The sequence below is a fragment of the Bacillus sp. FSL W8-0183 genome, from assembly GCF_038006825.1.
Taxonomy (GTDB): Bacteria; Bacillota; Bacilli; order Bacillales; family Bacillaceae; genus Bacillus; species Bacillus altitudinis.
The window spans coordinates 883985-910276 of the sequence record NZ_JBBOVY010000001.1 but is presented as its reverse complement, the minus strand read 5'-3'; the positions used below and the strand labels follow the sequence as shown (position 1 = coordinate 910276).

The window sequence follows — 26292 nt, the reverse complement described above, 5'->3', positions numbered from 1 at the left end:
TCAGTTTTCAGTTTTAGGAGGAAATACGATGAAAAAAAGCTGGATGTATGTTGCACTCACATGTTTATTTGAATTACTTTGGGTGTTTGGTTTAAATAGAGCTGATGCTGTGTGGGAGTGGGCGATCATTATCTGCCTGATCCCGGTTGATTTTTATTTTTTAATGAAAGCTTGCGAGAAGCTGCCGACTGGGACTGTGTACGCCGTGTTTGCCGGAGTTGGAACGATTGGTACGTCTTTGATGGATTATGCGCTGTTCGGCGGTTCGTTTTCATTAGAAAAGCTTTTATTTATGGGCATTTTAATTCTCGGAATTATTGGACTGAAAGTGTCTGATGGAGATGCACATGAGCAGAAAGGAGAAGCGGTATAAATGGGCTGGTTTTTTGTACTGTTGGCCTCTGCCTGCGAAATTGGCGGAACCATTGGTCTCAATATGTTCAGTAAGAAAAAGCAACTCACGACAGGCATTTTATTTGTCGGCGGATTTGCCTTATCCTTTTTGTTTTTGTACGCCTCGTTCTCTTCCGTTCAAGTCTCCGTTGCCTATACGGTTTGGATTGGACTTGGAACAGCGGGTTCTGTCTTGTTTAATATGATTCTATTTAAAGAGCCGAAAAACATGATTCGTATCCTCAGCTTGCTGCTGATTGTGATTGGCGTCGTTGGGCTGAAGTTGTTTGCGTAATAGAAAAAGCAATGGAATAGATTATCCATTGCTTTTTAAGTTAATTTATACTTTTCTTGGTACGCTTTAAATTGTTCTTCGTATTTTTGCAACTTTTTCCCATCGACTTTTGAATTTAATGTCGGTTTCCGCTTTCCAATTACCATTACATCTTTATCTACAATAGGACTTGATAAAAAGATGTATGGTGCAAAACGATCACACTTCGTATTTGGAAGGGTTACGGATAATCTAGCGTATTCTTCTGTCGGGAATTGGTTTGAAATGTCAAGTTCCTTGAGTCCCTCTAATGCCGATATTGGCTCTAAAGACTCGTCCTTCACTTTTATATTTGATAAGCACAGATATTTTAAATTCTTAAGATATCTTAAAGGTTGTAGAGTATTTAAATTTAATGTATTCCAAATCCCGCCTGACAATTGCAACCATTCTAAACCAGTGTTTTTTTGCAAAGGGGCTATGTCATTCAACTTTGAAAAATCTGTTAAGGATAAAGATTTTAAAAAAGTGTTTTTTGATAGATCCCATAAACTTTGTGCCTTTGTATTCCATTCAAGTGCCAATACCTCAACATCTTGAAGAGAACTGATGATTGATAAATCTTCTACTCTCAGTTCACGCATATAGAGCATTTTGGGATTAACTAAGCTCAAGATCGTATTGAATTCCTTTTGGCTCACTTTGTAAATCCACAATGTCGTGAGGTTAGAAAAAGAGTTCAACCTTTCAATATTTTTTGTTTTTCCTGTGATTAACAACTCGGTGGCATTTTCATCTACATCGGCTAAATCATGAACAACTTCTGGTTGGGCATCATGACGAAAAATATATTCAGGGTCTTCTTTGAGCATTCTTTTACCTCCACACCTACGAATGATGGATATCTAAATGAATTTTATCAGAAGTTTGGAGTCAAAACATTATTCTTTCCGGTATTTCTGCCGAAGAAATAGGGGAAGGGATAAAAACTAGATGATCTTCTTTGGTCCGTTTAACCACAATCCGCTAGTTATTACGCCTGTTTTCAATCCATTTTATAAAATCTTTATCATCTAAAATATGGAGCAACAACATATCAACGACTTTCACTATACTCCATATATTCTGCACAGGTCTTGACGATAGCTCGTACTCTTTCTTGTTTATTGCTTATTTAAGCGTGCCTCCTCTCATTCACATTTTCACAAGTCCAGAAAATTCGTTAAATGATGTCACGATGGATCAACTTGGGGTTGATATGATTGTGACCGATACTGAGCTTCCTCTTCAATTCGGTCGATCTACGCTGCTGATCAGCTCTTTTCCAACAAAAAAAGAATTGGACAACTTACACCGAAGATTGGTTGATATGACAAACTAATGTTCATCATAAAAAAAGCTGCTGAGACATTCTCAAGCAGCTTTTTGGTTCTGTATTAATGAAGCACGATTTGTTCATTCATCAAATCAATAGCGTAAAGCGATTGCTCATATTCATCTAATAGAAGGTATACTTTGAGCGGGGCAGTGTTTTGATCTGTTTGCTGTGTGAATAGGACACAAGTGAATTTTTCAATCCCATCTGGCAGCTTGCTTTTCAGAAAAGGATGAAGAATAGGAGAGATTCGAAGGGTATCAACATCTTTCAGCCAAAGCTCATCTTGTAACGCAGGATAATGGTCAACCAAAAACTGACGAAACACTTCCAATGTACTCAAGGTAGATATCCTCACTTTCTTCTAACTTGGCTTCAAACTCACCTAAAAACAAACGGAACCAACTCATCATATGATCTCGGTACACGTATTATCGCATACGGCTTGAGACATGATCACTCACTTTTTAGACATGAACTGTAGATCGACTGTACTGTCACGAATGTTCAATATGTATAACGTTTCCTATGTCATCTCATTGACTCCACCACGAATTCAAACAATGGACCTATGATCATATTCTTACCTGTTTTCTTTCGTGATGAAACGACAACTTCCTGCTACAAAATTCCATTTTTCTGCAAAAAAGAGGGAGATGGGACAAAAAAAAGAACAGCACTGACTGTTCTTTTGGAAGTTATGAAAAGTCTGTCAAAGAGAACACTTCGCCGCTCACTGCATCAACGCCATCATGACAATCGAGCTTGCCGCATAAAACATATTGTTTTTGCACATCGTCATAGACATAGATGGGTGTAAGTTCGAGGCGTTCTCTCAATGTTTCAAAGGCTTCTTTCTGAGTTATGGTGATTTCACTAGCTGTTTGAGATGGATTGAGTATCCCACATACTTGAAACATCTCTTTTTTATCTATGTAATGAATGGCTTCAAAAGTGTTGGCATCAATGAAGACCTTGATTTTATCCATAAATCCACAGCCTTCTTGCTCATTCGTTTTTAATATCGCATGGATGTATCCATGATCACGTTGGAGTGTTTTTAGAACCCACTTCCCTGTATCGTTTGAATATTTTTGCGCCAAAAAGGTTCGAACCGCTTTGATACACTCATCCTGGTCTTCTTTTGATATCGGGAAGGAATCTGGTGACGGTTCCAATGAGAAAGCTTGTTCAGCTGAAATGTCCTCATGAATGTCCATTTCCTTTTTTTCAAAGGCATTGTTTATCGGTTCATTCCACTCAATGACTTCATTCATGTGTATACAATGCGTTTCTTCACGCCCAACCTCAAACGGAAGAGTTCCTGTTCCATCGTTCTTCACATAGATTTCTTCTAGAGCATAAATAGAACGGATTTGATTGTGCTCGAAGGAAGGCCATTGAAACATCTGCACTTGCTGCTCAGCTAAGTTCTCCACCTGATCAAGGGAAAGCACATATTTCTCATCTTTCAGTAATGTTTTGGCTAAAAATGGACCGTGGTGTGTAAAGTACATGAGCTGTCCATGTTCATTCCATTTCACTTCGATTCTGCCTGAAGGTGCTACTTTCACACCATCTATTGCTTCTTCGAAAGAAAGTTCCCCTTTCTCCTTCTGATGCATATGAAAATGCTCTCCATAGATCAATCCTGTTTCTTGTTCGATCCATTGAATGACATGAGCTGGATAAGGTCTCTTAAACGTGACACCATGCTGCGCATAGGTTTTGTCCATAACAAAAATAACAGACTCGGTCTGTCCTGTATTCAAGTTCACTTCAATGACAGCTGTGCCGTCTGGGTTTAGATCATCGTCCTCGGGTTCCGTTTCATGAGAGGGAAACCATTCCATATTCAATGTATACACCGTTTCATTGAACATATTGACGTAGCGATGAAAACTGTGTCTTTTTAGATAGTAAAGATCTAAGCCAAATGTCACTTTTGTCTGATCGATTAGTTGTTGAATGTTTGCATTCAATGAATTCACCTCAAAATGATGATGTTTTATGGAAGAAGAAAGGTGACAATAAAGCCGACTATGATGATCGCTGATAATAATCCTAAAACCAATGACATCATGTTTGATTCCTTTGTAAAGCCTTTTAATTCACCTTCAGTCGACCGGTCGATTTTTCTAAAGCGATAAAGCATGCTTAAATTAATAAGGGCTAGAGTTACAAATAATAAGAAAAGTAAAAGTATAGGTTGCATGTTTAAGAATGGATTCGTTACATCTTGGAAACTAAATGACTGGAGAAACATCAGACCACTCAATACCACTCTCGAAATATTTTCTGACCTCTTTTCTTTCTCCCACTCTTCCCCCAATTTTTCTTTTTCATAAATGGCTATCTGCTCGAAAATAGGAATGAAAGACTTTGTTGAGCCTTTCTTAATAAAACCATAAATACTTAGAAAGAGCATGATAGATCCTAAACAAAGAAAGAAATGTGTAAATCGAATGTTAGACATTTGAAACAAGATAAAAAAAGGAACGATCATGATGCCGACTATTAAATTAGAGACAGCTATTTGTTTTCTTCTCATCTTTTTCAGTGTAGCTTGTTCCATGTAATACTCCTCTCCTTTTTCAATGTTTCTGTTGAACGCTCTATCTTTGTTACGATTTGACTGAAAAAATGTTTCAATATTTTCCCTTTCTATTATCAATTCGGCTTTTTTCGCAAATGAAAAGACGCCCATCTTTCAATGAACGTCTTATCCTTCTTCATGAAATCAGCACATCATATTTGAGCTGTTCTGTCTTTTATTTGCTGGGCTGCCAAGTGTTTAAAGTCATCAATAGACAGCAGCTTTGACATTTTTTCTCCATGTTGTCTGATGTTCAGTGTTTTTTCTTGCATTTCTGTATCTCCAATGACAGCGATATAAGGAATTTTTTGCATTTGTGCTTCTCTCATTTTATAGCCGAGTTTTTCATCCCGTTCATCGATTGTGACTCTAATTCCGATATTTCTTAATTGCTTCTGCACCTCTATGCAGTAATCAAGGTGAACCCTTGAGACAGGTATGATTTGTACTTGGATTGGTGCGAGCCATAACGGGAAGACGCCGGCAAAATGTTCAATGAGAATACCAAGGAACCGGTCAAGTGAACCAAAAATAGCACTATGAATGACAACTGGCCGCACCTTTTCATTTTTCTCGTTGATATATGTTAAATCAAATTTCTCTGGCATTTGAAAATCCAGCTGAATTGTGGCGCACTGGTGGCTCCGCTTTAGTGCATCTTGAATATGAAAGTCGATCTTCGGACCATAAAATGCCCCATCTCCTTCATTTAAGTAGTAGTTAATCTTTAACTGATCAAGCACATTTTTTAGCGCTATTTCGGATATATCCCAAATAGCGTCATCCCCTAATGCTTTTTCTGGGCGAGTGGATAGTTCGACTGAATACTCAAAACCAAATGTCCGATACACATGATCAACTAATTGAAAAATCCGTTTGATTTCAACTTCGATTTGATCTTCTCTTAAAAAAATATGGACATCATCTTGGCAAAATGTTCTGACCCTGAACAATCCATTTAATGCTCCGCTAAATTCATGACGATGCACTTGACCAAATTCAGACATTCTAATTGGAAGGTCTCTATAGGAATATAAGTTATTTTTGAACATGAGCATATGCCCTGGACAGTTCATCGGTTTTAAAGCAAAACTTGTATCGTCTACTTCTGAGAAATACATATTCTCATGATAATGATCCCAATGGCCTGACTTTTCCCAAAGTTCTTGGTTCATCATAAATGGAGTACTTACTTCTTCATATTGCGCTTGACCTCTCACTTCTCTAGAAAAGGCCATTAATTCATTTCTGACAATCTGACCTTTTGGTAAATAAAACGGCATGCCTGGCGCTTCTTCTGAAAACATAAAGAGGGATAACTGTTTCCCTAATTTCCGGTGATCACGTTTATTTGCTTCTTCCATGAAATGAAGATAATCAGCTAGATGATTTGGATGCTGAAATGCTACACCATACACTCGCTGCAAGACATCCTGATTGCTATCTCCCCGCCAATATGCCCCTGCCACACGCATTAGTTTAAATGCCTTTAAATACCCTGTAGAAGGCAAATGAGGTCCACGGCACAAATCTATAAATTCTCCTTGCTGATAAATCGTGATGGCTTCTTGTCGAGGGAGACTTTTTAAAATATCCAGTTTATATAGATCATGTGCAAACATCACTTCAGCTTCTTTGTAAGAGACCTCCATTCTTTGAATAAGGTGATTCTCGTTTATGATGTTTTTCATCTCTTTTTCAATCATTGCCAAATCCTCTACGCTTAACGTTTGATTCAGCTTCATATCATAGTAAAATCCATTCTCAATGACAGGTCCGATCCCCAGTGTCACATTGTCATATAACCTTTTCACAGCTTGGGCTAATATGGGAGGCAACCTCTGCGACTGTCGTACCTGCGGAGAACTCCTTGATCTTTCCATCTGGAAATTGAATTTTTACCATTTTTTCTCTCATCACTGACACACCTTTCTCTTTTTTGAAATAAAAAAACACACCCATCCCTCATAGAGGGACGAATGTGTAATCCGTGGTTCCACCCAAATTCCCATAACGCGCGTATTCGCTTTATGGCTCTGGCGCCGTAACGTGGCGTAGACGGTATTGGATACTGCAATGTTCCCCAATACAGCTCAAAGGTGGTAAGATAGCTTTTCTGCGTTAGGAAGATTTCACCGTGACTTCCCTCTCTGTGAACCGATAAAAGCTGCTCATGTCCTTTTCAAAGCAATCATGCTATAAAAGTAAACAAAAAAAACACACCCATCCCTCATAAAGGGACGAATGTGTGATCCGTGGTTCCACCCAAATTCCCATAATGCGTATTCGCTTTATGGCTCTGGTGCCGTAACGTGGCGTAAACGGTATTGGATACTGTAATTTCCCCAATACAGCTCAAAGGTGGTAAGACAACTTTTCTGCGTTAGGAAGATTTCACCGTGACTTCCCTCTCTGTGAACCGATAAAAGCTGCTCATGTCCTTTTCTTCGCTTTTGATTTCTCCATATATTACATGATGATGGGGAATGATGTAAAGATTTATTTTGTACAGTGCTATTGAATTTTATTCTTTAAATGAAATGTCTTGTCATTTCACTGGGGCTATATTCGACTTGATACTTAGGAGATAACGCATTCTTTACTTCTTCCGTTATACACTCCCCTGCTTGATTAAACTTCTTTTCCATTTCTACCCCTTCTGGCAGCAAGTCATCTGTTTCTTCATCAAACCAACAACCATACTGTATGGCCCAATTCCATATTTTAGAGAATAGTACATCGCTTATAGGTACATCATCTCTTTCTAAATGACATTGACAATGTCCGCATTGAAAAGGTTCGCCACCATAGGTTCCTTCAATTTTCACATAAGGTTGGTGCTCAAAATCACGACAGCATACCCATTTTTTGAAGTCCTGACCAAATGTTGTCAGTTTTATCGAGTAATAACGCATGGACGTTCGTTTTCCTTTCATAGCAAAAACACCTTGATCAATCAGCTTCTTTAGCCGATACTCAATAAAATCATCTCCGATATATTGTTCTAAATGACCAAGGACTTCTCCAATTAAGCGTGGAGTTACGATGTATTCCTCTTCTGGCTCGGACAGATGAAGCCGCTTAGCCATTTTTACTAAATAAGCATCAAATTCATCTTCTGATACGTTGAGCGTTTGTTCATTTCGCCATATCCTAAGTGTATGATCTGTTTCGGCAATGTGAAGCCACTCTTCTTGTAATCGTTCTCTTTCTTCCTTGGAAATGGTGTGAAAGTGATTTTTACTTTCATAAATGATTTTAAATTTTTCAGATGGGATTTCCCCAGTATGTCGAAGGTCCATGCGAATCGTCTTTGTATTAAAATGGTGATCATATGCAATCGCTGTATTAATGACAGAGACGTCCACGTTTTTTCCTTTTAATAAATAGATGGCAAATCGTAGACCTATTTGTTCGTGTGCATTGTTGCCTATCCATATCATCATATGTGAGCCATCTTTTACATCCTTCACTTGTTGAATCATTTTTTGCTGATCGATTACCATATCATCAAATCTACCAAACTCATTGGACATGACATGTCGAAGCCACTCCATACGAGTCTCTTGTCCTTGACGTTCATGTAAGTGTGTAAGTGGGCCAATGGAGTAGATATCATCAAAGGTGATGATGTCTTCCACTGGTTTTTGCTTCATTTCACGTAATGCTTGTTTTAAACTACCAGCAGTTGCTGCCCCAAATACGATATGTATCATTATTCGTCTCCCTTTATCTTACATTTTATATCATCTTCGCCTATTCATGGTTCTTACGTCAATTCTATTGAGTCAATTTCATTCAAAAGTACGACGATGAGAGGATAAGACCTATATAAAGAATGCAGAATTGGGGAGACTAGATTTTTTATAAAAAATGAAGAACCCCACGAAATGGGGCAGTCAGTTTACTGAGTAACTTTGAGACTTTCTTTCTAATGATCTATTGATAGAAATACCCTCCAAAAAGGGAAATTCAGTTTATGTACTTCTTCACAAGTTCCCCTTCACAATCGTTCTTTTGGCTTTCTTGACAATCCTCCTAGTTGCTTTTGTATCAGAATCTTTTAACCACTGTTCACACAGGTTTATGACCCAATTTGGTTGTGTTTTACTAGCGTCATTGAGCCAGTTTCCTACAGAATCTTGAACATATGTTGATAGATCAGATTTGAGCAAGTCTAGAATAGGCTGTGCCCTCATTGGCTCTTGTTTTAATGACTCAATATGCTTTGTCCAAACACCTCTTGGGCGAATAGCTTCTACTGAGAATCGGCGAATATTTTCATCTTTACTTTTAGCCCATGCTGTTAAATGTTCTATACTTTGATCGAGCTGATCCGTTAGGCTTTCTCTCACTGACATCCACGCAATTTCTCGAACTCCAAAATGATGATCAGCTGCAAATGGCTGAATGTACACCAATTTCTCTTCCAAAGTTGATAAACGGTGTTTGTTCATATAAGCAGCCCAACAACGGACGCTATCAGATACATGGTGAGTAAATGCCTGTAGCACTTCCGCTTGTTTTTCCCCATTCTCTTTCTGTAGCCATTCATCTAACAATTGACCGATGAGACGAATTGCTTTCATTCCAGACTCAGCCTTTTGTTGAGTGATCTTAGATGTTAAACCGTCTAAATGATGGTCTAAACCAACGGATGGCAAAACATGACGTAATAGCGTCATATGATTGACAGCCAGCCATTCAGTTAAATTCACACTCTCTATTTTTCCCTGATTCAAAAGGAACAAGACGTCATGAGGGATATCAGTCCCCTTTCGAGCACCTTTTCGATTGATGATCTCTTCGCTTATTTGCATTTATTTTCTCTCCTCGTCTAGTGGTGCTTTTGTTTGATATTCATCGTTTTTAAAAGAAATATATGAATGCCTTCAATCTTTGGATATTGCCCCCTATTGTATCAAATAAACAACTTTACTGGTGCATTCTTCAAATTAAAAAGGAACTACCCGAAATAAGTAGTCCCTTCCATACAAAATTGAATTTAAGTTACCTTCCTTGTTCGATCACCTTCAAACTCTTCTTCTGAGAGATTCTGTCAAACGCCACCATCAAGATGGTCATGAGTAAAGCGAGAAGAACCGTTCCAGCACTGATCCAGCTCAGGTGCAATATAGATGTCCTGCTCAATACAATCCCCCCTAACCCCGAGCCTAAAGCAAATCCGAATTGAATAAATGATGTATTGACACTTAATGCGATATCAGGAGATTTCGGAACAAGGGTTACAAGATATAGCTGCTGAGCTGGTGATGTACTCCATGTAGCGATCATCCATATCATGATAACAGCCACCATGACCACGAGATTCCCTGTGACAAATGCTAGTAGCATGAGCATCATGATTTGCAAAGTGATGCCAGAAAAAATCGTGAAGATTGGCCCTTTTTTATCTGCTGACATCCCTCCAAGGCTTGATCCTAAAAAGCTGCATATTCCCGCTAGTAACAAAATGCCACTGATTTCTGTGATGCTTAGGTTGGCTGATTTTTGCAGGAAGGGCGTTAAATAGGTAAATAACGTGGAATATCCCCCTACATAGAATAACGTGACTGCCACTGCAAGCAATATTCGCTTGTCTTTTAAAATCGATAATTGCATACGAAGCGTCACCGGTTCTTGTTCTTTCATAGAAGGGATCCGCCTATACACCACAATCAGCGGAATAAGCGTGATCACTCCAATGGCTGCGAATAATCCTTTCCATCCGATCACACTGCTTAGAAATGTCCCGATTGGAACGCCTAAAACCAAGGAGCTGCTCAATCCCATTAAAATGATGCCAATCGCTGTTCCTCTTTTTTCCCGTTCTACAAGACGAGTTGCAACCGCCATCGCCACTACAATCGCCGTTCCCCCACTGATTCCTTGTAAAACTCTTGTGATCATGACCATTTCAAACGAATGACTGATACTTGTGATGAAGTTACTTAAAATAAAAATGATCAGCGTCCATGTTAATATTTTTCTGCGGTCCATATTGATGGTTAGTGCGATGACAATCGGTGCACCGATTGCGGCCGAAAGTGCTAAAGATGTGACCAATAAGCCAGCAGTAGACGTTGTGACATGTAAATCATGTGCGACCATTTGAATAATGCCCGTAATGATGTATTCGATCGTTCCGATTAAAAAAGCTGCTAAAGCAAGTAAATAGACAACGGTTTTATTTTGCATCGTGACGTTTCTCCTTTGGGCCATGTTTACGATTTGATTTCATTTTTAATAGGAATTTGAATTTCAATGAGTCTGCCTTCTTCATTTTCTGACAATGGGTAATAGATTTCTCGGCCCGGCTGATCATCTTTCACGCGGTATCCGTTATGTTCGATCCATGTCGCCAAGTCAACACAAGCTGTTTGTGCAGATGGAGAATGGGAATGAAATAAGAGTGTTGCCATGGTGTCTTCTGCAGGTAACGTGCGAATTGTCATTCCCTGAGGAAGAGAGCACCTTAACGATTTGACGGAATACCCCACCTCAAATTCGAACTCACTTTCTTTCTCCAGTGATTCTCTCCATAGCACTACTTGTGGTCCCGAGATCGATTCTTGTTGATGTTTATGTAATAAATGATGAAACATTTGAAAGAATGAAGGGATTTCTTCAACAGTTCCGTTGGATTGAAAAGACATGATGCGTTTGCTTTCAACAGATTTGATGATGACCTCCTGTTCTTTTTCAACACACCCCTCTCGTTTGATGAGGTGCATTCGCTCCTTAATACGGGCTAATTTCTGTTGTTCTCTTTCGATCAATTGCTGAATCTCACTCTCTTTCAAGAGAAACATGCCCTGAATTTGCTCTACTGAGATATCTTCACGAAGAAGCTGCCCCATTTGTTTTAACGTAAAGCCTAATTCCTTATAAAGAAAAATTCGATTGACCTCAAGTAGCTGCTCAGCTGAGTAATAACGGTATCCCGAATCTTGATCGATCTGCTGAGGCTTTAATAAATCAATTTGGTCATAATATCTTAAGGTTTTGACAGGCACTTTACTTAACATAGAAAAATCGCCGATCTTGAACATCCTGCATCTCCTCCGATTTGTTGATCTGATCACAGTATAAACCTTTCAGTTAAGGGGAAGGTCAACATGAAGTTGATTAAATTTTTCAAAAGCACAAAAAAACCTAGATTTCTCTAAAATCTAGGTTTTGCTCATTATCCTACTATTTTTTCTAACAATCCCATCTCTTCAACAATCTTTATATCATCCATAAATCGTTGCAAACTTACTTTATGTTCTTTCTTTTGTAAATCTGTTGAATAACCTAAGCATAGATTAAAAATACAATCTAACCTTTGTCCAACTCCACTATAAAAATAATTCGTCAATATTCCATTATTTTCACTTGCAAGAACCACAACTGTAGCGATCTCTAATACATATTCTATATCTTCTATAGAAATCGTTCGATCCTTTTTCTTAGCAGTCATGAATTCATGACTATGAATAGAACGATTCCTACCTTCAAGTAAATTGAGTATAGACCTTTTATAGATGACATACACACTGTGAATATGATGTTTATCAGGACAATAGGGATCTTGTAAAATGAATTTTATACGTTCATCTTCTTTTTCCATTTTTATTGCATCAAAATCATATAATAAAATATGATCAATTTCTTCTATTTTCATAGGAGGAAACATGTGGGCTACATCTGTTTTGTTTTTCATTTGATCACCCCGAAAACTAGTCTCTCTTACTCCAAACGTTCCAATCTTTCAAGCCACTTGACAATAGTTCCGTTTGTAAAGACATCGAGTATGACACCCTCGCAAAATCGTTCAGCTCTCAGAACCCCCATGATGAGAGCCAGTACACACTGCGCATTTACATTTGAGGTGTCCACATTCTCCATATCGTTCGTTCCACCCTCAATGCCATTTTCTTTGAGGATCTCACTGTAGCGGGTAAGCTCCATTTCTTGATGCTGTTCTGCAAAGGTATAGACATCCTCGATAAAACGACGGACCGTTTCGGAATAATTCACAAAGGGCATCTGAATCGGGTGTTCTGCTGTTCCGTCATTTTCTTTATCTATTACCCATTCACCAATATCATCGCCTTGAAGCTTAGGGATATAGTTTGTTAAGATTTTAAATTGACTCAATCTCATCCTCCACCTTTCCATGAATTAAAAATTTTTTGATAGACCTCTCTGAATAAGTTAATAAAAAAGTCCGTGATGATCGTACAAACTAGAAGCCAGTATTCAAATCACGAACCGTTTTTATTCATTTCACTTTTTACACTCGTACCATCGATACAACTGTCTCCACATGCACGGTATTAATCATCTTGCTCGTCAACGTTTATGTGTCATATTAAATAATAAGCTGATACCAGCTGTGAATAAAGCGTCAAGGAATTTATAAGACGATTCTCAAATAAAAAAACACCTCTGTCACATCGTTGCGAAGAGGTTATGTTCACTATTTTGTCTTTATACTTCTTAGAAAGGCACTTCTTTTCTCTGTTGCATTTGTCAGCATCGTACTAAATGAAAACCCTCTTTATTTCTTGCCTCATTAAAATTTGTTATGTAAATTTTAATAAGTCTCACCTCCGGATAAATATTGTACTTTGCTAAGTAAAAGATATATTATTGGGCAGCTTGTAAACCTCATGTTGGTTTCCTTTAAATAATACTCGACCTTTTACATTAAACTTTTGTACTTTTTATTTTATGAATATGATTTGTTAGATTCATTTCCTAAAAATTGATGAACTTCATGCTTTCTCTGAAACACAAAAAAATATTTGGTCGACTACAAATAACTGAGAAAGAATAAATTCAAACTTCAAAATCGGATCGAATTTAGTTTGGCATAAACAAATTTTTCATGAAGTCTTAAATTTAAAACTTCCTGATGGCAAACCCTATCCCTTCTAAATAACTACATCAGTGGATAATAATACTGTTCATCCACTGATGCCATAAATTAATTAATTTTTAAAACTATAGTTATCTTTCCAATTTATTTCCATTAAATTTTCCTTTTCCATAGAAATTATATAGTTGAACTCTAATCTTTTTGAAACACTTCCTACATCATTGAAAATTTGCTTTTCTCCGCCGATAAACCAAATCAACTGTAAGTCATTCTCTTCTAACCATTTTTCAAAATGATCTGATTTAACCAGAGCTGTCGTTGGTCCTTTTTCTAATTCACTTGGATCCATAAAGATTATCTCGCCGTCGGAATTCTCCCATGTACTAAAATTCCCTAATGACCACTTTAAATTAAAGTCTTTAATTAATTGTTGATTAGGTAAATAGAGAGAAATATATTGGTCAATGGATTTATCTCTTTCACCTGTTTCCCATTCATATTCGTTAACTGGTACTAAATGTTGAATATTTAAAGTTCGAGAATCTTCACCATTACGCCAAACATCAAAATCCTTATAGTAAGGATGCCATGGATATTCTCGTAAAAAACCTTGGTGTGAGGAACCTGGTGGCGCAAAAGTAGAAGGGTCAAATAAAGCTTTATCCTTCATTTTTTCAAGTAAATTATCTACATCATTTTTTGGTACAACGCATGTATTAATTCTATACCACAGCTCTTCTTTAGATTTACCATCAATCGTTTTATTCGCCCATTTTCTAAAGCCACTCAAGTTACGCCACTTTTCACCTTTACTATCATTTACTATCAATAAATTCTTGAAATCAGGAAGTGTATCTTCATCGAACACCCAATCATCCGATTCATTGACACTAAAAATCGGTGTATATGGTGACCACCAAACCTTTCCAAACTCATCCCAATTTGAATCATTTGTAGCTCTCAGCCATATAGTAGGATCAATGTCGCGTTTCCAAAGCTGCCATGGCCCTTCATATTCTGTTTCATCTTCATATTTGTTAGCCCAAAATAAATTGTCTGCCATTCTAGCTAAAAGTTCATAAAATGCAATCCATTGATATTTCTTACCAATCCGTTCAATTTTTGAACCTTCCCTACCGTAAGTATTACTGTGTCTTCTTTCAAAATCACCAAACATTTTTGAGGTCCAACCAAACTCATATGCTTTTTTGCATACCCATCTTTGCGCCCATTTTCTACAAAAAATTGCTACTCTATCATTAACGCCTAAACCTGTTAGCCACCTAAAATATTCTTTAACCTCTTCTGACAATGCATCATGGATACGTTTCTTTAAAGAATCCCAATTCTCACTTGGACTATCTATATTTTTAGTAACAACTGAAATTTCCCTAGGCATTTCATCAACCTCTTTAAATAACTCCTCAAGGTCATATTCTGAATCATTTAAAACATCGTCTATAATATTAACTGTAACGGGCTGACCATATGATTTAATTCTTTGATTGATTTCTTTTAAGTACTCTTCTCTTAACTCACTAGGTACTTTTTCAGCAAATTCTAAATGTAATTCATATGATGTTTTAGGACGACTTTCTGTTAGTGATGTTGCTGACCAGTTATGTACGCAGGACATAGTATAGTTACCAAAATCCCCTGGGAATCCCATAAGAGAACTTTTAATCGAAGAATATTCATCTTCATCTAAATCTTTAATGTCTGATTTAGTAGGATTTTCAATTGGCCATTCACTAATATACGGCGGTCTAAAATTTCTGCTCATTTCTTCAGCGATTAAGTTTTTATATAAAGCGTATTCCATTATCCCTCGAGCATAATCCCTTAAAAGAAGATGTGGTTCTGGTTTCTTATGGGTAAATTGCAACTCATAAACCTTCTCTGCAATTTCTCTTACTTCATCTAAATCATTAATATTGCAGACTACACCATAACTAACTGCATACAATCTTTCTTTTAAATATAAATCGTCTATATCATTAAACTTCGGTAGCAACTCATTAATGATATATGGACGATAACTTAAAATTCGAACTAATGATTTAGTAGCTTGATCCCTTACTTTTCTATTTGAAGTCGTTGTCATCCATAAAAGTGTGTAACTCAATAATCTTATTCGCTCGTCTTCTACATCTTTTAAATCCGCATACAATGCCCAATCAATTAAAGTTCGAGTTACAGATTCAGGTTGTTCTTCATCTTCCTCATAATCACTTACTGCTATATGCGTTGACCAAAAGCGGTCTCTTTCCGTCAATTTTCTTCTTTTTAAATTTTCATGTAAAAATTCTGCATTTAATGGATGATTAGGTTCTGTAGATAAAGCTAATATCTTATCTAGCGACTCATTGAAAAAACCGTAACTAGAAATTTTATTTAATAATGCAACTGTCCTATCATTAATAGAGTCTTTGCTACGTAATAAAAGAACATCCGTAAACGATTTATCAAAAATCGAATTATAATGTGTACTTTCTTCAGAAACAAAATCAACAAACTCTAGATTGAATCTTTCTGGGAAAACTATGCCTAATGCTTCAATAATCCCTGAATACTTATATGGGTTCTTTATTATTTCTTCTAACTTCCCATGAGTTCCAAACTCCGCTTCAAGATTTTCTGCATTCAGATTATCAATAATGTTTTCTGCAATGAAATAATCACTAAATCTTTCGTATGAAAACCTAACAACTTCAATTGCATTTCCATTACTATCAGTTATCATATCTAATGCTAGTAAACCTTCTGAAATGAGTATATCGATTAAATCATCATCAAAGTTAGGTTTAGGATCCACTTCTCTAAAAACGTCCGCTGCTAAATTTATTTCAATTCCAAATAAATTATCTGGGTATATTAATTCGATCAATTTTGATAAAATTCTACTAGAAACATTTCTATTCCCCATATATTTTTTTCTACGTTTAACAACATTTTCAATACTTTCCAAATAAAAATTAAAGATTGCAGTCTGGCCTTCAAGACCTTTAGGGAAAGAAGTCAACCCTTTTGATTTTATTGCTTTACAGCATGTTTTTAAAAACAATGGGTTACTGAATTCTGGAGATAGTAGTGGTACAGAAGGTTTGTCTATACCTTGTTTCGACAAATACTTCATAGCTGCTCGGTGTTCAAATCCTTTAAACCCTTTATGGAAAATCTCCACTATGTTCCCTTTAATTTCTTCAGGTAATATGAAATCCTTATAAGTTGATCTACAGCTTATAAGTAAAGCGATATGAGGATAATTTTTTAATTCAGCTATAAATGACATTAGTTGATTTTGCCAATCAAAACGATTATTACCTTCATTTAAGGCATCAATAATAATTAATGTTCTAGTTTTCTTTGCCTCTCCAGCCGCATCCAAAGCCCCTAGTAACTGTTTAAAACTTACGCCCCTCAAATCAAGTTCTTCAGCTATAATATTAAGTGGATTACCTCCAGAATACCTTTGACCTAATAGAAAGACAGTAGGTAAATCTTCAGCTATACGCTTTTGTGCTATATCACATAATAAATGTGATTTCCCTATTCCAGCATCTCCTAATATGACTACACTTTTTGTTTCATATGCTTCCGTAGCAATACTAAATATAAAAGTCTCTATACTATCTAGTGCCTCAATAACTCCTCTAAATTGATACCTAATATCTTTCCATGGTTCGTTCTTATCATCGATATTATCCCAAATAAAATTATTGAAATCAGCAGCTAAGCCTCTTAAACCTTCAAATCCACCCCTAATATTTGTAATTCTAAGTTCATCGTATTTAGTAATTAAAATTTCTAAATACGATTCTTTAAATTTAGTTGCATTCTCTTTGAAAACAGTCCAGTTTGGTCCTTTATTCAAAGTTTTATTTTCAAAGCGATCTAACTGGTCTATCCTATGGATCAAATCAAACAGAATCTTTTTTTGATTATTAATTGCTTCTTTCCATTCAGGAGATATACCTAATCCCTCTACTTTTTTCTGAATAGGTAAATCAATATGATATTCCTCTGAAAATCGCTCACCTAAAGAAATTTTCGATTTATTAGCTAATTCCGTAAAAGTTCCCACACTCAATACTGGCTCATTAAACCAGTATAATGTTCTACCAATATAATTACTTTCGTCCCTTTGTAGCATCATACTTAATTCGTGACGACCCCAATATTCAAACTCTACGTTCATTCCCTTACCTTTGGCTAATTCCGTCCAGCTTTGAACATATTGATTCCATTTATCTAAGGAAGATACAACTTGCTTCCCACCACGACCAGTTTTTCGACTATCGTTTAAATCCTTTGGCACACTTACATAATATTTAGTTAATCTAGGATGTTTATCAATCGCTGTTCTAACTGAATCATCTATTTGACTCCATTGACTACCTTCGAGCCTGTCAGTAAAATATTTTGCTTGCCAAGCATGCTCTGAACCATCTTCCAGGATCCAATAACATTCAACACCGCCATCTCCACCAGCACCATCTTTTCGGATGAAATTCTTCCCTTGACTTGGTTTATTTAAATGGGCTATTTGACAAACTAACTCTTCAAAGCCCCCGTCTTTACTACCATCAAAAGACCGAATACGAGTAAAATCAAGTTCAATCATTTAAACAACCTCACTATTATAGTAAAATAATCATAAAAGTTCTTATATTCAATTATACAGCATTAAAACTAAATAATATAAAAATTTCAAATAATAACAAAAAACCCAGTTTCCTAATTAGTTACACAATTTGATTCAGCTTGGTTTTTAATTATTTTTCTAACACAACTTAATTCAAATATCTTTTCTAATAATCCGACCAACAACTGGCTGGCACACCACTAATCATATCGATTCCTCCCGAAGATGTATAGAATACTGTCCACCCTGTATTTTATAATTTCCATTGATTGGCAAAATTAACCAATAAAATTATGACGGTCTTTTAGTTATTTTAAATCCTGAAATAGAGAAACTAGTTGAACAACTAAATTTGTTGCAATATGAGGAAAGTAATATGCAAGTAGATGTTGCTAATTTGAAAGCATATATCCTAAATCAATTAAACCCTAAACAACCACTCACAGAGCTAACTCCAACAATTTTAGCTCGCTTCATTCATAAAATAACAGTAAAAGCAGACGGCCAATTAGAAGTGCATTATCGCACTTCTGAACCGTCTGCTTTTTATGTTTCAGCAAATATTAAATTAGCGATTCCTAAGACACACCCTAATAAAACGTATGTTAAAAAACACGCTTAATTTAGGATTAGTCAATTAATTCGAGCAACGCACAGCACTCCACATGCGCCGTATGCGGAAACATATCCACTGGCTGCATGTATTCGATCTTATAGTCTTTTGACATGTATTCGAGGTCTTTTGCTAGTGTAGATGGGTTGCAAGAGACGTAGACAAAGCGTTTTGGTTTGACTTGTTTGACGGTGTCTAGGAAAGTGCGTTCGCAGCCTGTTCTTGGCGGGTCGACGACGATAACATCGGGACGGAAGCCTTCTTTGACCCATTTTGGCAGCCAGTGTTCGGCTGTGCCTGTCACATAAGTTGCGTTTTTCATGCCGTGTTTTTTGGCATTTTTCTTCGCGTCATCAATTGATTCTTTGATGACATCCATACCTCTTACTTCTTTTGCTCCATCTGAGAGCCACATTCCAATGGTTCCAACGCCGCAATACGCATCGACTACCTTTTCTTTGCCAGTCAGTTTGGCCGCTTTTTTCGCTTCGTCGTAAAGCTTTAATGTCTGCTTCGGATTCAATTGGAAGAAAGCCCGTGCACTCAATTCAAAGGAGACGTCTCCTAAAAATTCTTGGATGACCATGTTGCCAGCTAGGTGCGATGTTTTATGCCCAAAGATGACTGACGTTTTTTCGCCATTGATATTGTGCATAATAGACGTCACTTCTGGCAGACGTTTTTGAATGGCTTCGGCGATTTCTTTTTTCTTTGGAAACTCAGGCTTTGATGTGACAAGGACGACTTGGACTTCACCTGTTTCAAAGCCGACACGCACAACAATCGAGCGCACGTCGCCTTTTCTTGTCCGCTCGTTGTAGACAGATACGCCGAATTTCTCTAAAATTTTGCGGACGACGCCTGTTGTTTTATTCGTTTTCGGATGCTGGACGATACATTCCTTGATCGGGACAAGTTTATGGGAATTCAGCCCATAAAGTCCTGCGATGATGTCGCCACTATGTGATCTTCCGACTTGGAACTGACTTTTATTCCGGTAGTGCCACGGATCTTCCATACCGATTGTTGGTCTAATGTCGAGCTTTTCAACCGACAGCTTTGTATGACGCTCCATTGATTGAATGACAATATCCCGTTTTTCCTTTAACTGCTGCTCGTATGCCAAATGCTGAAGCTGACAGCCTCCGCACTCTTCGTATACTGGGCACGGCGGTTTCACTCGATGTTCTGAGCGCTTGCGAACTTTCCTCACCGTACCTTCTGCATATTTCGCTTGAACATTCGTTGCTTCAACTACTACTTCCTCACCTGGAAGTGCACCTGGGACAAAGACCACTTGCTTTTTAAAATAACCGACCCCTTCCCCATTAATGCCAAGGCGTTTAATGGTAAGCGGGAACTGCTGCCCCTTTTGCAGAAGGGCTCCTTGCTGTTTTTCTTTCACGTTTATTCTCTCCGTTCTATTTAAACCTTTATCGGTTGTCCTCATTTTATTCCATCTGAATAGTATATCACGACTTGGACGAAGAGAGAAAATGCCTTTCAATTATTTATCTGTCTCTATACTTCTCCATAAATAAAGGGAGGCGTAGCTTAAATAAGGTGCCCACTCCTTGCTTAAAACTGCCATCTCTTCTTTTGTTGGCTTTTCTGGCAGGTCAAAGTGACGTTTGATCGCATTTTGAATCCCGATATCTGCCATTGGAAAGAGATTTGGTCTTCCAAGTCCATTCATGAGGACATTTTGAACCGTCCAAGGTCCAATCCCTCTAATCGGAAGCAGACGTTCTTCAATTTCAATATCCGTTAAGTCGTGTAATTCTTCTAAATTCAGAGAGCCGCTCACTATTCGCTTTGAGACATCAATCACATATTCCGCTTTTCGCTGACTGAATTGCAGTTTTCTCAAATCATCGGTTTCAAGTGATGCAATGGTTTCCGGTAAAGGGTCAAACCAGACGCCGTCGATTTGCTCACCATACGTATGAACAAACCGTTTCGTCAGCTCATAAGCAAATGCAAGATTGAGCTGCTGATGAATGATGCATTTCATCAAGCAATGATATAGATGGAAATCCAGCATAAGCGGCGTTCCGATATGACGGTCAAAAATGGGCGCAAGATTTGTTTGAGCAAAATGGTCATGCACAGCATGTAATTGATGTTCCATGCCAAATATCCGCTTCACCTCAGAAAGGATGGCTTCCTCCGGCCCGTTAGCCTGTACCCGGAACGAAGGTGCTTCTTTTGTTCCTGTCGCTTGAACGACTGCAATGTACGGTTTATGATTCAGCCTCATCGGTACTTTGATTTCTCTTTTATCCAGATCGACCGCCTTTAATGGATCGCTCGACAAACGTCTCAGCACTTGATCGAAGTGATAGGGCGGTTCAACCAATAAGTGTTTTTCCCACATGTTTTTCCTCTTCCTTTCTGTCAACACACGCAGATGTGATTGTTTCACTTTGCATGAATGATTCTCTATATTGAATACTTTTAAATATAAAGAGTACAAGAATTTATCAGTTATATCTTCCTTATTTATGGTCATTCTCCTTTTGGATAGATGAAAATTTTTAGTCGAAATCAGCTAAAATTCGACAGCAATCTTCAACATTTTAGGATCATTTTCCTTAAATTAGAAATAGAACCTATGGGTGATATCTTATATTTCAAAAATATTTGTATAATTATGACATATCAAGGAGGTGAACAAAGGAATTAGCGGATTAGGCAATCATTTGTTTCATCTTGCAGGAACATATTTACCTCATTGATAACCGGCTTCACCTAGTTTCACGTTTTACTAAAAGAAGACCCAAATTTTAAAAACAAAGGAGATCCGACCAATGAAAAAAACAATTCTTTCTGTTGCCCTTGCCACTGCTGTTTCTTCGACACTACCAGTATTCGCTGACGCTGCTGAGCAAAAAACTGCTCCAGTTTCAACAACTATTCAGCAAACTGTGTTAAACAAAGCTGCTGAAGGTAAAGCTTCAACAAATGCGACAAATGTTAACATTAACTTTGACGTACTTGGAATTGCCAATGCATTAATTAATGCTGCAAATGCTAACACGAACCGTGAAGGCTTTGTCAAAGGATTAATGGAGTCTGCGTTCTATGCTGCTGGCGCAAAATACAATGTCATGGTCTTTAACTTAAGCCAAGGCTATGAGACTCGTTTCAACGGTGTTAAAACGTTTGCTACTGTTAAATACGGAAGCATTACGTACGGAGTTTGGGTATTTGAAAATGGATCTTTCACAAACAAAGGTGATGGCGGTTACATCAACTGGGCATTTAGAGGTTGGTTCGACCGTAACGGTGGTTTCGTCAACTTCCGTCGTCCTTAATTCTCGCTTTATCCATCAATCATACACGCACATTGGACCGATCTCAGCGATGAGATCGGCTTTTTTATGGTGAAAACGTATAAGTTCACCGCTGCTGCTTCATGATATAATGCAAGTCTGGAGGGGTGCACATGCTGAAAAAACTTGCAGTGACAAAAAACGGCGACTTGATTGAACATGCAACATTGCAGCAGCTTTCAAGCCCCGATATTGCCTGGTATTGGATTGATTTTTATGCGCCAACGGAAAAGGAAGCAGCACTGTTAAAGGAATTTTTTCAGTTCCATCCGCTTGCGATTGAAGACTGCTTCCATTATTTACAGCGGCCAAAGCTTGATTTTTATGAAGGGTATTTATTTTTCGTCCTTCATGCCCTCAATCAAAAAACACTTCGATCTGAAGAAGTCGACCTGTTTGTTGGAGAAAACTATATCGTTACTTTTCATTTGAAGGAAGCACCCTACATTGATCGAGTCATTCGAAAGCTCAAAGGGTCTGATAAAGCACGAGAGAGCGGTCCAGAGCATATGGCTTATATGCTGATTGACCAGCTCGTCGATGATTATTTTCCTATTATTTATCAAATTGAGGACAGGCTCAATGAAATCGAGGATGAAGAAGGGCATAAAACGTATGGTACATTAATGAACGAAGTATTCGGTATTCGATCCGATTTGCTCAAACTGCGCAGAACCATTATCCCGATGAGGGACCTCTTATATCGAATTGTGAACACGAATATGATGAGAAGCGATGCAAACCGGCAAGCATATTTTAATGATATTTATGATCATCTATTGAAACTAACAGAAATCGTTGAGTCAAACCGTGATATGACAGCCGATTTACGAGACAGCTATCAAACACTAAATTCCAATCGAATGAATGCCATCATGATGACACTGACCATTGTCTCGACGATTTTTATTCCACTGACCTTTATTGTTGGGGTGTATGGTATGAACTTTGATAACATGCCTGAATTACACTGGAAATATGGCTATTTTGGCGTACTGATTTTCATGGGTTTGCTTGTCTCAGGGATGCTTTTGTGGTTTAAACATAAAGGATGGTTTAGGATTTTCAAATAATTTTTTGAGAGAAGTGCTTGAAAGGGAGATACTATGGAAAACTGGATTCCACTGACAGACAAAGAACTAAAGTACGCATGGAAAACATTTGATCAAAAGTTTAAATTTAACCCAAGCATCTCTCGCTTTCCCGGTTTTCAAGCACCATCTCCTTACATCACATATGATATCTCTGCTTATTTCGAGGACCCTTCTCTCCTAAGTGGGGATGAAGACCTTGAAAAGAAGGCACTGCTGTCTTTTCAGGAGAATATCACCGGAACGGACGAATATATGCAGGTACTTGATTGGCAGCACGACTGCTATTGGATCACACCATACGGCTCATTTGAAAAAGATGAATTTGGAGAATGGAGAGTTCCTGTGCTCCCAAATGGAGATTACTATTTCTTTTTATCAAAAGAGATGACTTGGGGTTTACTAGGACATCCTTGGGAGCAAAGCATCACGATTTTCGGTGAGGGCTTGATTGACTCCTTTACTCGTCATCGTCCCCTTTTGTTCCAGCGTAAAATAAGAGAAGGATAAGTCAAAAAGCTTGCAGATGTCTGCAAGCCTCAGATTGTTGACAAAGGGCTAAAATGTTGTTTATTTTAGCCCTTTGTCTTCGTTTCAGCGTGATAGAAAACCTTTGCAGTCTAGGAAGGACGAGTACTGGCGCGGAGCGAATTTCACATTCGTGAGCACCAGCACGCAGGACTGACAACGAATGCGAGGGTTTGGCTACACGCTGAAGCTTGCAGATGTCTGCAAGCTTTTTTCTATAGCTGAGGAAGATGCCATACTTTTTCAAGCATGAGATCGTCTAAGCTTTTAAAGGTATATCCTTGTTTTTTTAAAGCAGTAATGGCATCATCAAGTGCCTCGGCATTGTCCCTTGAGACGGTATGAAGTAAGTAAATGGCACCCGGATGCGCCTGTTTCATCATTTGATTGTACGCATACTGTTTTCCTTTTTGATGGTGGATATGCCAATCTACAAACGCTACTGACCAGAAAACGGTTTGGTAGCCAAGCTGTTTCGTTTCCTTTAGTACCCTTTCACTGAACACCCCGCGCGGTGGACGAAGGTAGAGGTTATCTTGTTTTCCTGTGATTTTGTATACCGCTTCATTGACACGATCTAGCTCTTCTTTGATTTCTTTCGTGCTCTTTGTTGTTAAATCTGGATGGTGATAGGAATGGTTGCCAATAATATGACCTTCCTCTGCCATACGTTTGACGAGCTTAGGCTGGTCCTTTACGAAGTGCCCAGTCACAAAAAAGGTGCCGGGTACTTGATGTTTTTTCAGCACATCCAAGATTTTGGGTGTGTACCCATTTTCATAGCCATTGTCGAATGTAAAATAAATCTCTTTCTTTTTCGTATTTCCTAAATAGAAAGCATCATATTTCTTTAAGAGTGTCGTCAGTTCCTTGCCGGCATCTGCTGGCTTGTGCTCTTTGCTTTTAGCAAATCCCCAATGAATCGGCTGATTAGACACGGCTTCTAAGTTTGAAAAAGGCATCGATACAAAAAGCGCACATAGACAGATCAGTATGCATTTTTTCATTTACGTCACTTCCCGGTTTTTCTTCTATTGTGCAGAATATACCGGGTACTCATACACTTTTTGACCTGCCAATTTAAAGAAAAAAGCCCGCATCAGCGCGAGCTATTCTTCCTTCCAATCGGTTTTAAACCGTTCATATTTCGCTTCCAGGTCGTCGATCATCTGGATGAGTCTGTCTATATCCTCAACGTCTGTGGATTCAGGATCTAATGAATCAATCACATTCATAAACATATCTAATCGGTTCTTTAAATAATCAACCTGCTGTTCTTTGCTGTCTGCTGCCTTGCCCATAGATACACTCCCTTTAGCATTTGTTTATAGCTTATCTTTTTTTCCTTTGTAAATCAATTGTGTCCCCTCTTGCGTATAACGGTGATGGGGCTTAAAATTAACTGTTGGCGGGTCTATGTTTGCCCGAATGAAAAGGAGATAGATACCATGAACCAAAAAACAGCACTTCGTCCGATTACACCTGCATTCGACCCTTGGGAAGCCTATCTCGATGTGCAGGATTACGGAGAAATGAAGCTGACAAATATTGAATTGACGACAACGACGTTGTGTAACATGAGATGTGAGCACTGTGCGGTTGGTTATACTTTGCAGCCAAAAGATCCGAATGCACTGCCACTCGATTTACTGCTTCGCCGTTTAGATGAAGTACCGCTCTTGCGTTCCCTTAGCATCACAGGCGGAGAGCCGATGCTGTCTCTGAAATCTGTACGAGAATATGTCGTTCCTTTATTAAAGTATGCCCATGAACGCGGCGTCCGTACCCAAATTAATTCGAATTTAACACTTGATTTGGCTCGATATGAAGAGATTATTCCATACTTGGATGTCCTACACATTTCACATAACTGGGGAACAGTCGAAGAGTTTGCTACGGTTGGTTTTGCAATGATGGACCGAAAGCCAACCTTTGAGCAGCGCGAGAAATTGTTTAACCGCATGATTGAGAATAGTCAAGCACTTGTGAAAGCGGGTGTAACCGTATCTGCTGAAACGATGCTGAATAAGCGTACGCTTCCTTATATTGAACACATCCATCGTCAAATCGTGGACGAGATGAAATGCCAGCGCCATGAAGTTCATCCGATGTATCCAAGTGATTTTGCCAGCGCCCTTGAATCATTGTCGCTTCCGCAAATGCGGGATGCGATTCATCAGCTGCTCGATGTTCGTGATGAGAACACATGGATGCTGTTTGGCACATTGCCATTTTATTCATGCAGCACAGATGAAGAAGACCAGCGCCTCTTGACTCGATTGCGTCAAGCGAAAAATGTGACAGTACGAAATGACCCTGATGGCCGTTCACGGTTGAATGTGAATATTTTTGATGGGAATATTATTGTGACAGACTTTGGCGATACACCGCCATTAGGAAATATTGAAACCGATACGTTGCAATCAGCTTATACACGCTGGATGAACACAAAATTGGCAAAAGAACTGAATTGTCATTGCCCAAGTGTGCAATGCCTTGGTCCGAATGTTCTTGTGAAAAACAGTTATTATCAAGATGTTGATTTTACTTCTCGTACAGCCAGGGGGTAACCGATA

At 38.2% G+C, this 26292-nt stretch carries 24 protein-coding genes, 1 pseudogene and 2 other annotated features; of the genes and pseudogenes, 8 read left to right on the top strand and 17 right to left on the bottom strand.

Translation table 11 applies throughout. The annotated features are described in order from the left end of the window. Positions 1 to 28 precede the first annotated feature (28 nt). On the top strand, positions 29 to 373 hold the full coding sequence (locus tag NSQ64_RS04665) for a DMT family transporter (protein WP_003217798.1): 345 nt from the start codon (positions 29 to 31) through the stop codon (positions 371 to 373). After that, complete coding sequence (locus NSQ64_RS04660) at positions 374 to 688, top strand: DMT family transporter (RefSeq protein ID WP_007496650.1); 315 nt, start codon at positions 374 to 376, stop codon at positions 686 to 688. Positions 689 to 723: 35 nt separating this feature from the next. Here NSQ64_RS04660 and NSQ64_RS04655 read toward each other — a convergent pair whose 3' ends face one another. Next, on the bottom strand, positions 724 to 1539 hold the full coding sequence (locus NSQ64_RS04655; RefSeq protein WP_341015322.1) for a leucine-rich repeat domain-containing protein: 816 nt from the start codon (positions 1537 to 1539) through the stop codon (positions 724 to 726). Positions 1540 to 1826: 287 nt separating this feature from the next. Between NSQ64_RS04655 and NSQ64_RS04645 the strand changes: the two genes are divergently transcribed. After that, positions 1827 to 2048, top strand: coding sequence for a hypothetical protein (locus NSQ64_RS04645; RefSeq protein WP_341015321.1), 222 nt, complete (start codon positions 1827 to 1829; stop codon positions 2046 to 2048). Between the two features lie 55 nt (positions 2049 to 2103). Here the strand turns inward: NSQ64_RS04645 and NSQ64_RS04640 are convergent, their stop codons facing one another. From NSQ64_RS04640 to NSQ64_RS04590, 12 genes and pseudogenes are all read right to left on the bottom strand, one after another. Further along, on the bottom strand, positions 2104 to 2385 hold the full coding sequence (locus NSQ64_RS04640) for a hypothetical protein (RefSeq protein WP_341015319.1): 282 nt from the start codon (positions 2383 to 2385) through the stop codon (positions 2104 to 2106). Positions 2386 to 2740: 355 nt separating this feature from the next. Continuing rightward, complete coding sequence (locus NSQ64_RS04635) at positions 2741 to 4033, bottom strand: hypothetical protein (RefSeq protein ID WP_341015316.1); 1293 nt, start codon at positions 4031 to 4033, stop codon at positions 2741 to 2743. Between the two features lie 17 nt (positions 4034 to 4050). Continuing rightward, positions 4051 to 4617, bottom strand: a complete 567-nt coding sequence (locus NSQ64_RS04630; protein ID WP_335352848.1) for a hypothetical protein — start codon at positions 4615 to 4617, stop codon at positions 4051 to 4053. 173 nt (positions 4618 to 4790) lie between these two features. Continuing rightward, a pseudogene (gene thrS / locus NSQ64_RS04625) lies at positions 4791 to 6467 on the bottom strand (threonine--tRNA ligase); the annotation flags it as partial. Further along, positions 6436 to 6543, bottom strand: coding sequence for a TGS domain-containing protein (locus NSQ64_RS20950; RefSeq protein ID WP_445684654.1), 108 nt, complete (start codon positions 6541 to 6543; stop codon positions 6436 to 6438). The gene NSQ64_RS20950 and the pseudogene thrS, both read right to left, overlap by 32 nt. Before the next feature lie 63 nt (positions 6544 to 6606). Next, positions 6607 to 6833, bottom strand: a binding site (T-box leader). Between the two features lie 38 nt (positions 6834 to 6871). Beyond that, positions 6872 to 7095, bottom strand: a binding site (T-box leader). 74 nt (positions 7096 to 7169) lie between these two features. Further along, positions 7170 to 8354: a DUF1835 domain-containing protein gene (locus tag NSQ64_RS04620; RefSeq protein WP_125590556.1), complete on the bottom strand. Its 1185-nt coding sequence runs from the start codon at positions 8352 to 8354 to the stop codon at positions 7170 to 7172. Between the two features lie 273 nt (positions 8355 to 8627). Beyond that, the gene (locus NSQ64_RS04615; RefSeq protein WP_341015312.1) at positions 8628 to 9458 is read right to left on the bottom strand and encodes a DNA alkylation repair protein; all 831 of its coding nucleotides are present in this window, start codon (positions 9456 to 9458) and stop codon (positions 8628 to 8630) included. Positions 9459 to 9648: 190 nt separating this feature from the next. Continuing rightward, entirely contained in the window at positions 9649 to 10836 is a 1188-nt protein-coding gene (locus NSQ64_RS04610) for an MFS transporter (RefSeq protein ID WP_327878817.1), read from the bottom strand. Between the two features lie 26 nt (positions 10837 to 10862). Then, entirely contained in the window at positions 10863 to 11690 is an 828-nt protein-coding gene (locus NSQ64_RS04605; RefSeq protein WP_024720257.1) for a MerR family transcriptional regulator, read from the bottom strand. 134 nt (positions 11691 to 11824) lie between these two features. Continuing rightward, positions 11825 to 12343, bottom strand: coding sequence for a hypothetical protein (locus tag NSQ64_RS04600; RefSeq protein WP_125590562.1), 519 nt, complete (start codon positions 12341 to 12343; stop codon positions 11825 to 11827). 26 nt (positions 12344 to 12369) lie between these two features. Further along, entirely contained in the window at positions 12370 to 12780 is a 411-nt protein-coding gene (locus tag NSQ64_RS04595) for a DUF6508 domain-containing protein (RefSeq protein ID WP_341015308.1), read from the bottom strand. A gap of 836 nt (positions 12781 to 13616) precedes the next feature. Further along, positions 13617 to 18128, bottom strand: a complete 4512-nt coding sequence (locus NSQ64_RS04590; RefSeq protein ID WP_341015306.1) for an NACHT domain-containing protein — start codon at positions 18126 to 18128, stop codon at positions 13617 to 13619. A gap of 397 nt (positions 18129 to 18525) precedes the next feature. Here NSQ64_RS04590 and NSQ64_RS04585 point away from each other — a divergent pair, with 397 nt between their 5' ends. Then, positions 18526 to 18771: a hypothetical protein gene (locus NSQ64_RS04585; protein WP_341015304.1), complete on the top strand. Its 246-nt coding sequence runs from the start codon at positions 18526 to 18528 to the stop codon at positions 18769 to 18771. Positions 18772 to 18778: 7 nt separating this feature from the next. Here NSQ64_RS04585 and rlmD read toward each other — a convergent pair whose 3' ends face one another. Further along, complete coding sequence (gene rlmD / locus NSQ64_RS04580) at positions 18779 to 20167, bottom strand: 23S rRNA (uracil(1939)-C(5))-methyltransferase RlmD (RefSeq protein WP_445684636.1); 1389 nt, start codon at positions 20165 to 20167, stop codon at positions 18779 to 18781. Positions 20168 to 20269: 102 nt separating this feature from the next. Continuing rightward, positions 20270 to 21139 carry a DNA-3-methyladenine glycosylase family protein gene (locus NSQ64_RS04575; protein WP_073415303.1) on the bottom strand — a complete coding sequence of 290 codons (870 nt, stop codon included), beginning with the start codon at positions 21137 to 21139 and terminating at the stop codon, positions 20270 to 20272. Positions 21140 to 21572: 433 nt separating this feature from the next. Between NSQ64_RS04575 and NSQ64_RS04570 the strand changes: the two genes are divergently transcribed. The 3 genes from NSQ64_RS04570 (at position 21573) to NSQ64_RS04560 (ending at position 23698) form a co-directional block, all read left to right on the top strand. Continuing rightward, positions 21573 to 22079 carry a hypothetical protein gene (locus NSQ64_RS04570; RefSeq protein ID WP_024720250.1) on the top strand — a complete coding sequence of 169 codons (507 nt, stop codon included), beginning with the start codon at positions 21573 to 21575 and terminating at the stop codon, positions 22077 to 22079. Between the two features lie 131 nt (positions 22080 to 22210). Next, a complete protein-coding gene (gene corA / locus NSQ64_RS04565) occupies positions 22211 to 23170 on the top strand; it encodes a magnesium/cobalt transporter CorA (protein WP_341015302.1) in 960 nt (319 codons plus the stop codon). A gap of 33 nt (positions 23171 to 23203) precedes the next feature. Continuing rightward, a complete protein-coding gene (locus tag NSQ64_RS04560) occupies positions 23204 to 23698 on the top strand; it encodes a DUF2716 domain-containing protein (RefSeq protein ID WP_135010384.1) in 495 nt (164 codons plus the stop codon). A 233-nt stretch (positions 23699 to 23931) separates the two neighbouring features. On the opposite strand, the gene pdaA is transcribed toward NSQ64_RS04560, so the two are convergent. Together pdaA and NSQ64_RS04550 are read right to left on the bottom strand one after the other, a co-directional pair. Continuing rightward, on the bottom strand, positions 23932 to 24723 hold the full coding sequence (pdaA, locus tag NSQ64_RS04555; protein ID WP_039168013.1) for a delta-lactam-biosynthetic de-N-acetylase: 792 nt from the start codon (positions 24721 to 24723) through the stop codon (positions 23932 to 23934). A 102-nt stretch (positions 24724 to 24825) separates the two neighbouring features. After that, positions 24826 to 25017: an SE1561 family protein gene (locus NSQ64_RS04550; RefSeq protein ID WP_003218031.1), complete on the bottom strand. Its 192-nt coding sequence runs from the start codon at positions 25015 to 25017 to the stop codon at positions 24826 to 24828. 147 nt (positions 25018 to 25164) lie between these two features. Here NSQ64_RS04550 and yfkAB point away from each other — a divergent pair, with 147 nt between their 5' ends. Continuing rightward, the gene (yfkAB, locus tag NSQ64_RS04545; protein ID WP_017358799.1) at positions 25165 to 26286 is read left to right on the top strand and encodes a radical SAM/CxCxxxxC motif protein YfkAB; all 1122 of its coding nucleotides are present in this window, start codon (positions 25165 to 25167) and stop codon (positions 26284 to 26286) included. Positions 26287 to 26292: the final 6 nt, after the last annotated feature.

Bases quoted from the DNA above. Each gene is read 5' to 3' on its own strand.
- yfkAB (WP_017358799.1), top strand. From the start codon at position 25,165: ATGAACCAAAAAACAGCACTTCGTCCGATTACACCTGCATTCGACCCT.
- NSQ64_RS04550 (WP_003218031.1), bottom strand. From the start codon at position 25,017: ATGGGCAAGGCAGCAGACAGCAAAGAACAGCAGGTTGATTATTTAAAG.
- NSQ64_RS04600 (WP_125590562.1), bottom strand. From the start codon at position 12,343: ATGAAAAACAAAACAGATGTAGCCCACATGTTTCCTCCTATGAAAATA.
- NSQ64_RS04585 (WP_341015304.1), top strand. From the start codon at position 18,526: ATGCAAGTAGATGTTGCTAATTTGAAAGCATATATCCTAAATCAATTA.
- NSQ64_RS04605 (WP_024720257.1), bottom strand. From the start codon at position 11,690: ATGTTCAAGATCGGCGATTTTTCTATGTTAAGTAAAGTGCCTGTCAAA.
- NSQ64_RS04590 (WP_341015306.1), bottom strand. From the start codon at position 18,128: ATGATTGAACTTGATTTTACTCGTATTCGGTCTTTTGATGGTAGTAAA.
- NSQ64_RS04570 (WP_024720250.1), top strand. From the start codon at position 21,573: ATGAAAAAAACAATTCTTTCTGTTGCCCTTGCCACTGCTGTTTCTTCG.
- NSQ64_RS04665 (WP_003217798.1), top strand. From the start codon at position 29: ATGAAAAAAAGCTGGATGTATGTTGCACTCACATGTTTATTTGAATTA.
- NSQ64_RS04615 (WP_341015312.1), bottom strand. From the start codon at position 9,458: ATGCAAATAAGCGAAGAGATCATCAATCGAAAAGGTGCTCGAAAGGGG.
- NSQ64_RS04655 (WP_341015322.1), bottom strand. From the start codon at position 1,539: ATGCTCAAAGAAGACCCTGAATATATTTTTCGTCATGATGCCCAACCA.
- NSQ64_RS04660 (WP_007496650.1), top strand. From the start codon at position 374: ATGGGCTGGTTTTTTGTACTGTTGGCCTCTGCCTGCGAAATTGGCGGA.
- pdaA (WP_039168013.1), bottom strand. From the start codon at position 24,723: ATGAAAAAATGCATACTGATCTGTCTATGTGCGCTTTTTGTATCGATG.
- NSQ64_RS04575 (WP_073415303.1), bottom strand. From the start codon at position 21,139: ATGTGGGAAAAACACTTATTGGTTGAACCGCCCTATCACTTCGATCAA.
- NSQ64_RS04560 (WP_135010384.1), top strand. From the start codon at position 23,204: ATGGAAAACTGGATTCCACTGACAGACAAAGAACTAAAGTACGCATGG.
- corA (WP_341015302.1), top strand. From the start codon at position 22,211: ATGCTGAAAAAACTTGCAGTGACAAAAAACGGCGACTTGATTGAACAT.
- NSQ64_RS20950 (WP_445684654.1), bottom strand. From the start codon at position 6,543: ATGGTAAAAATTCAATTTCCAGATGGAAAGATCAAGGAGTTCTCCGCA.
- NSQ64_RS04610 (WP_327878817.1), bottom strand. From the start codon at position 10,836: ATGCAAAATAAAACCGTTGTCTATTTACTTGCTTTAGCAGCTTTTTTA.
- NSQ64_RS04630 (WP_335352848.1), bottom strand. From the start codon at position 4,617: ATGGAACAAGCTACACTGAAAAAGATGAGAAGAAAACAAATAGCTGTC.
- NSQ64_RS04620 (WP_125590556.1), bottom strand. From the start codon at position 8,354: ATGATACATATCGTATTTGGGGCAGCAACTGCTGGTAGTTTAAAACAA.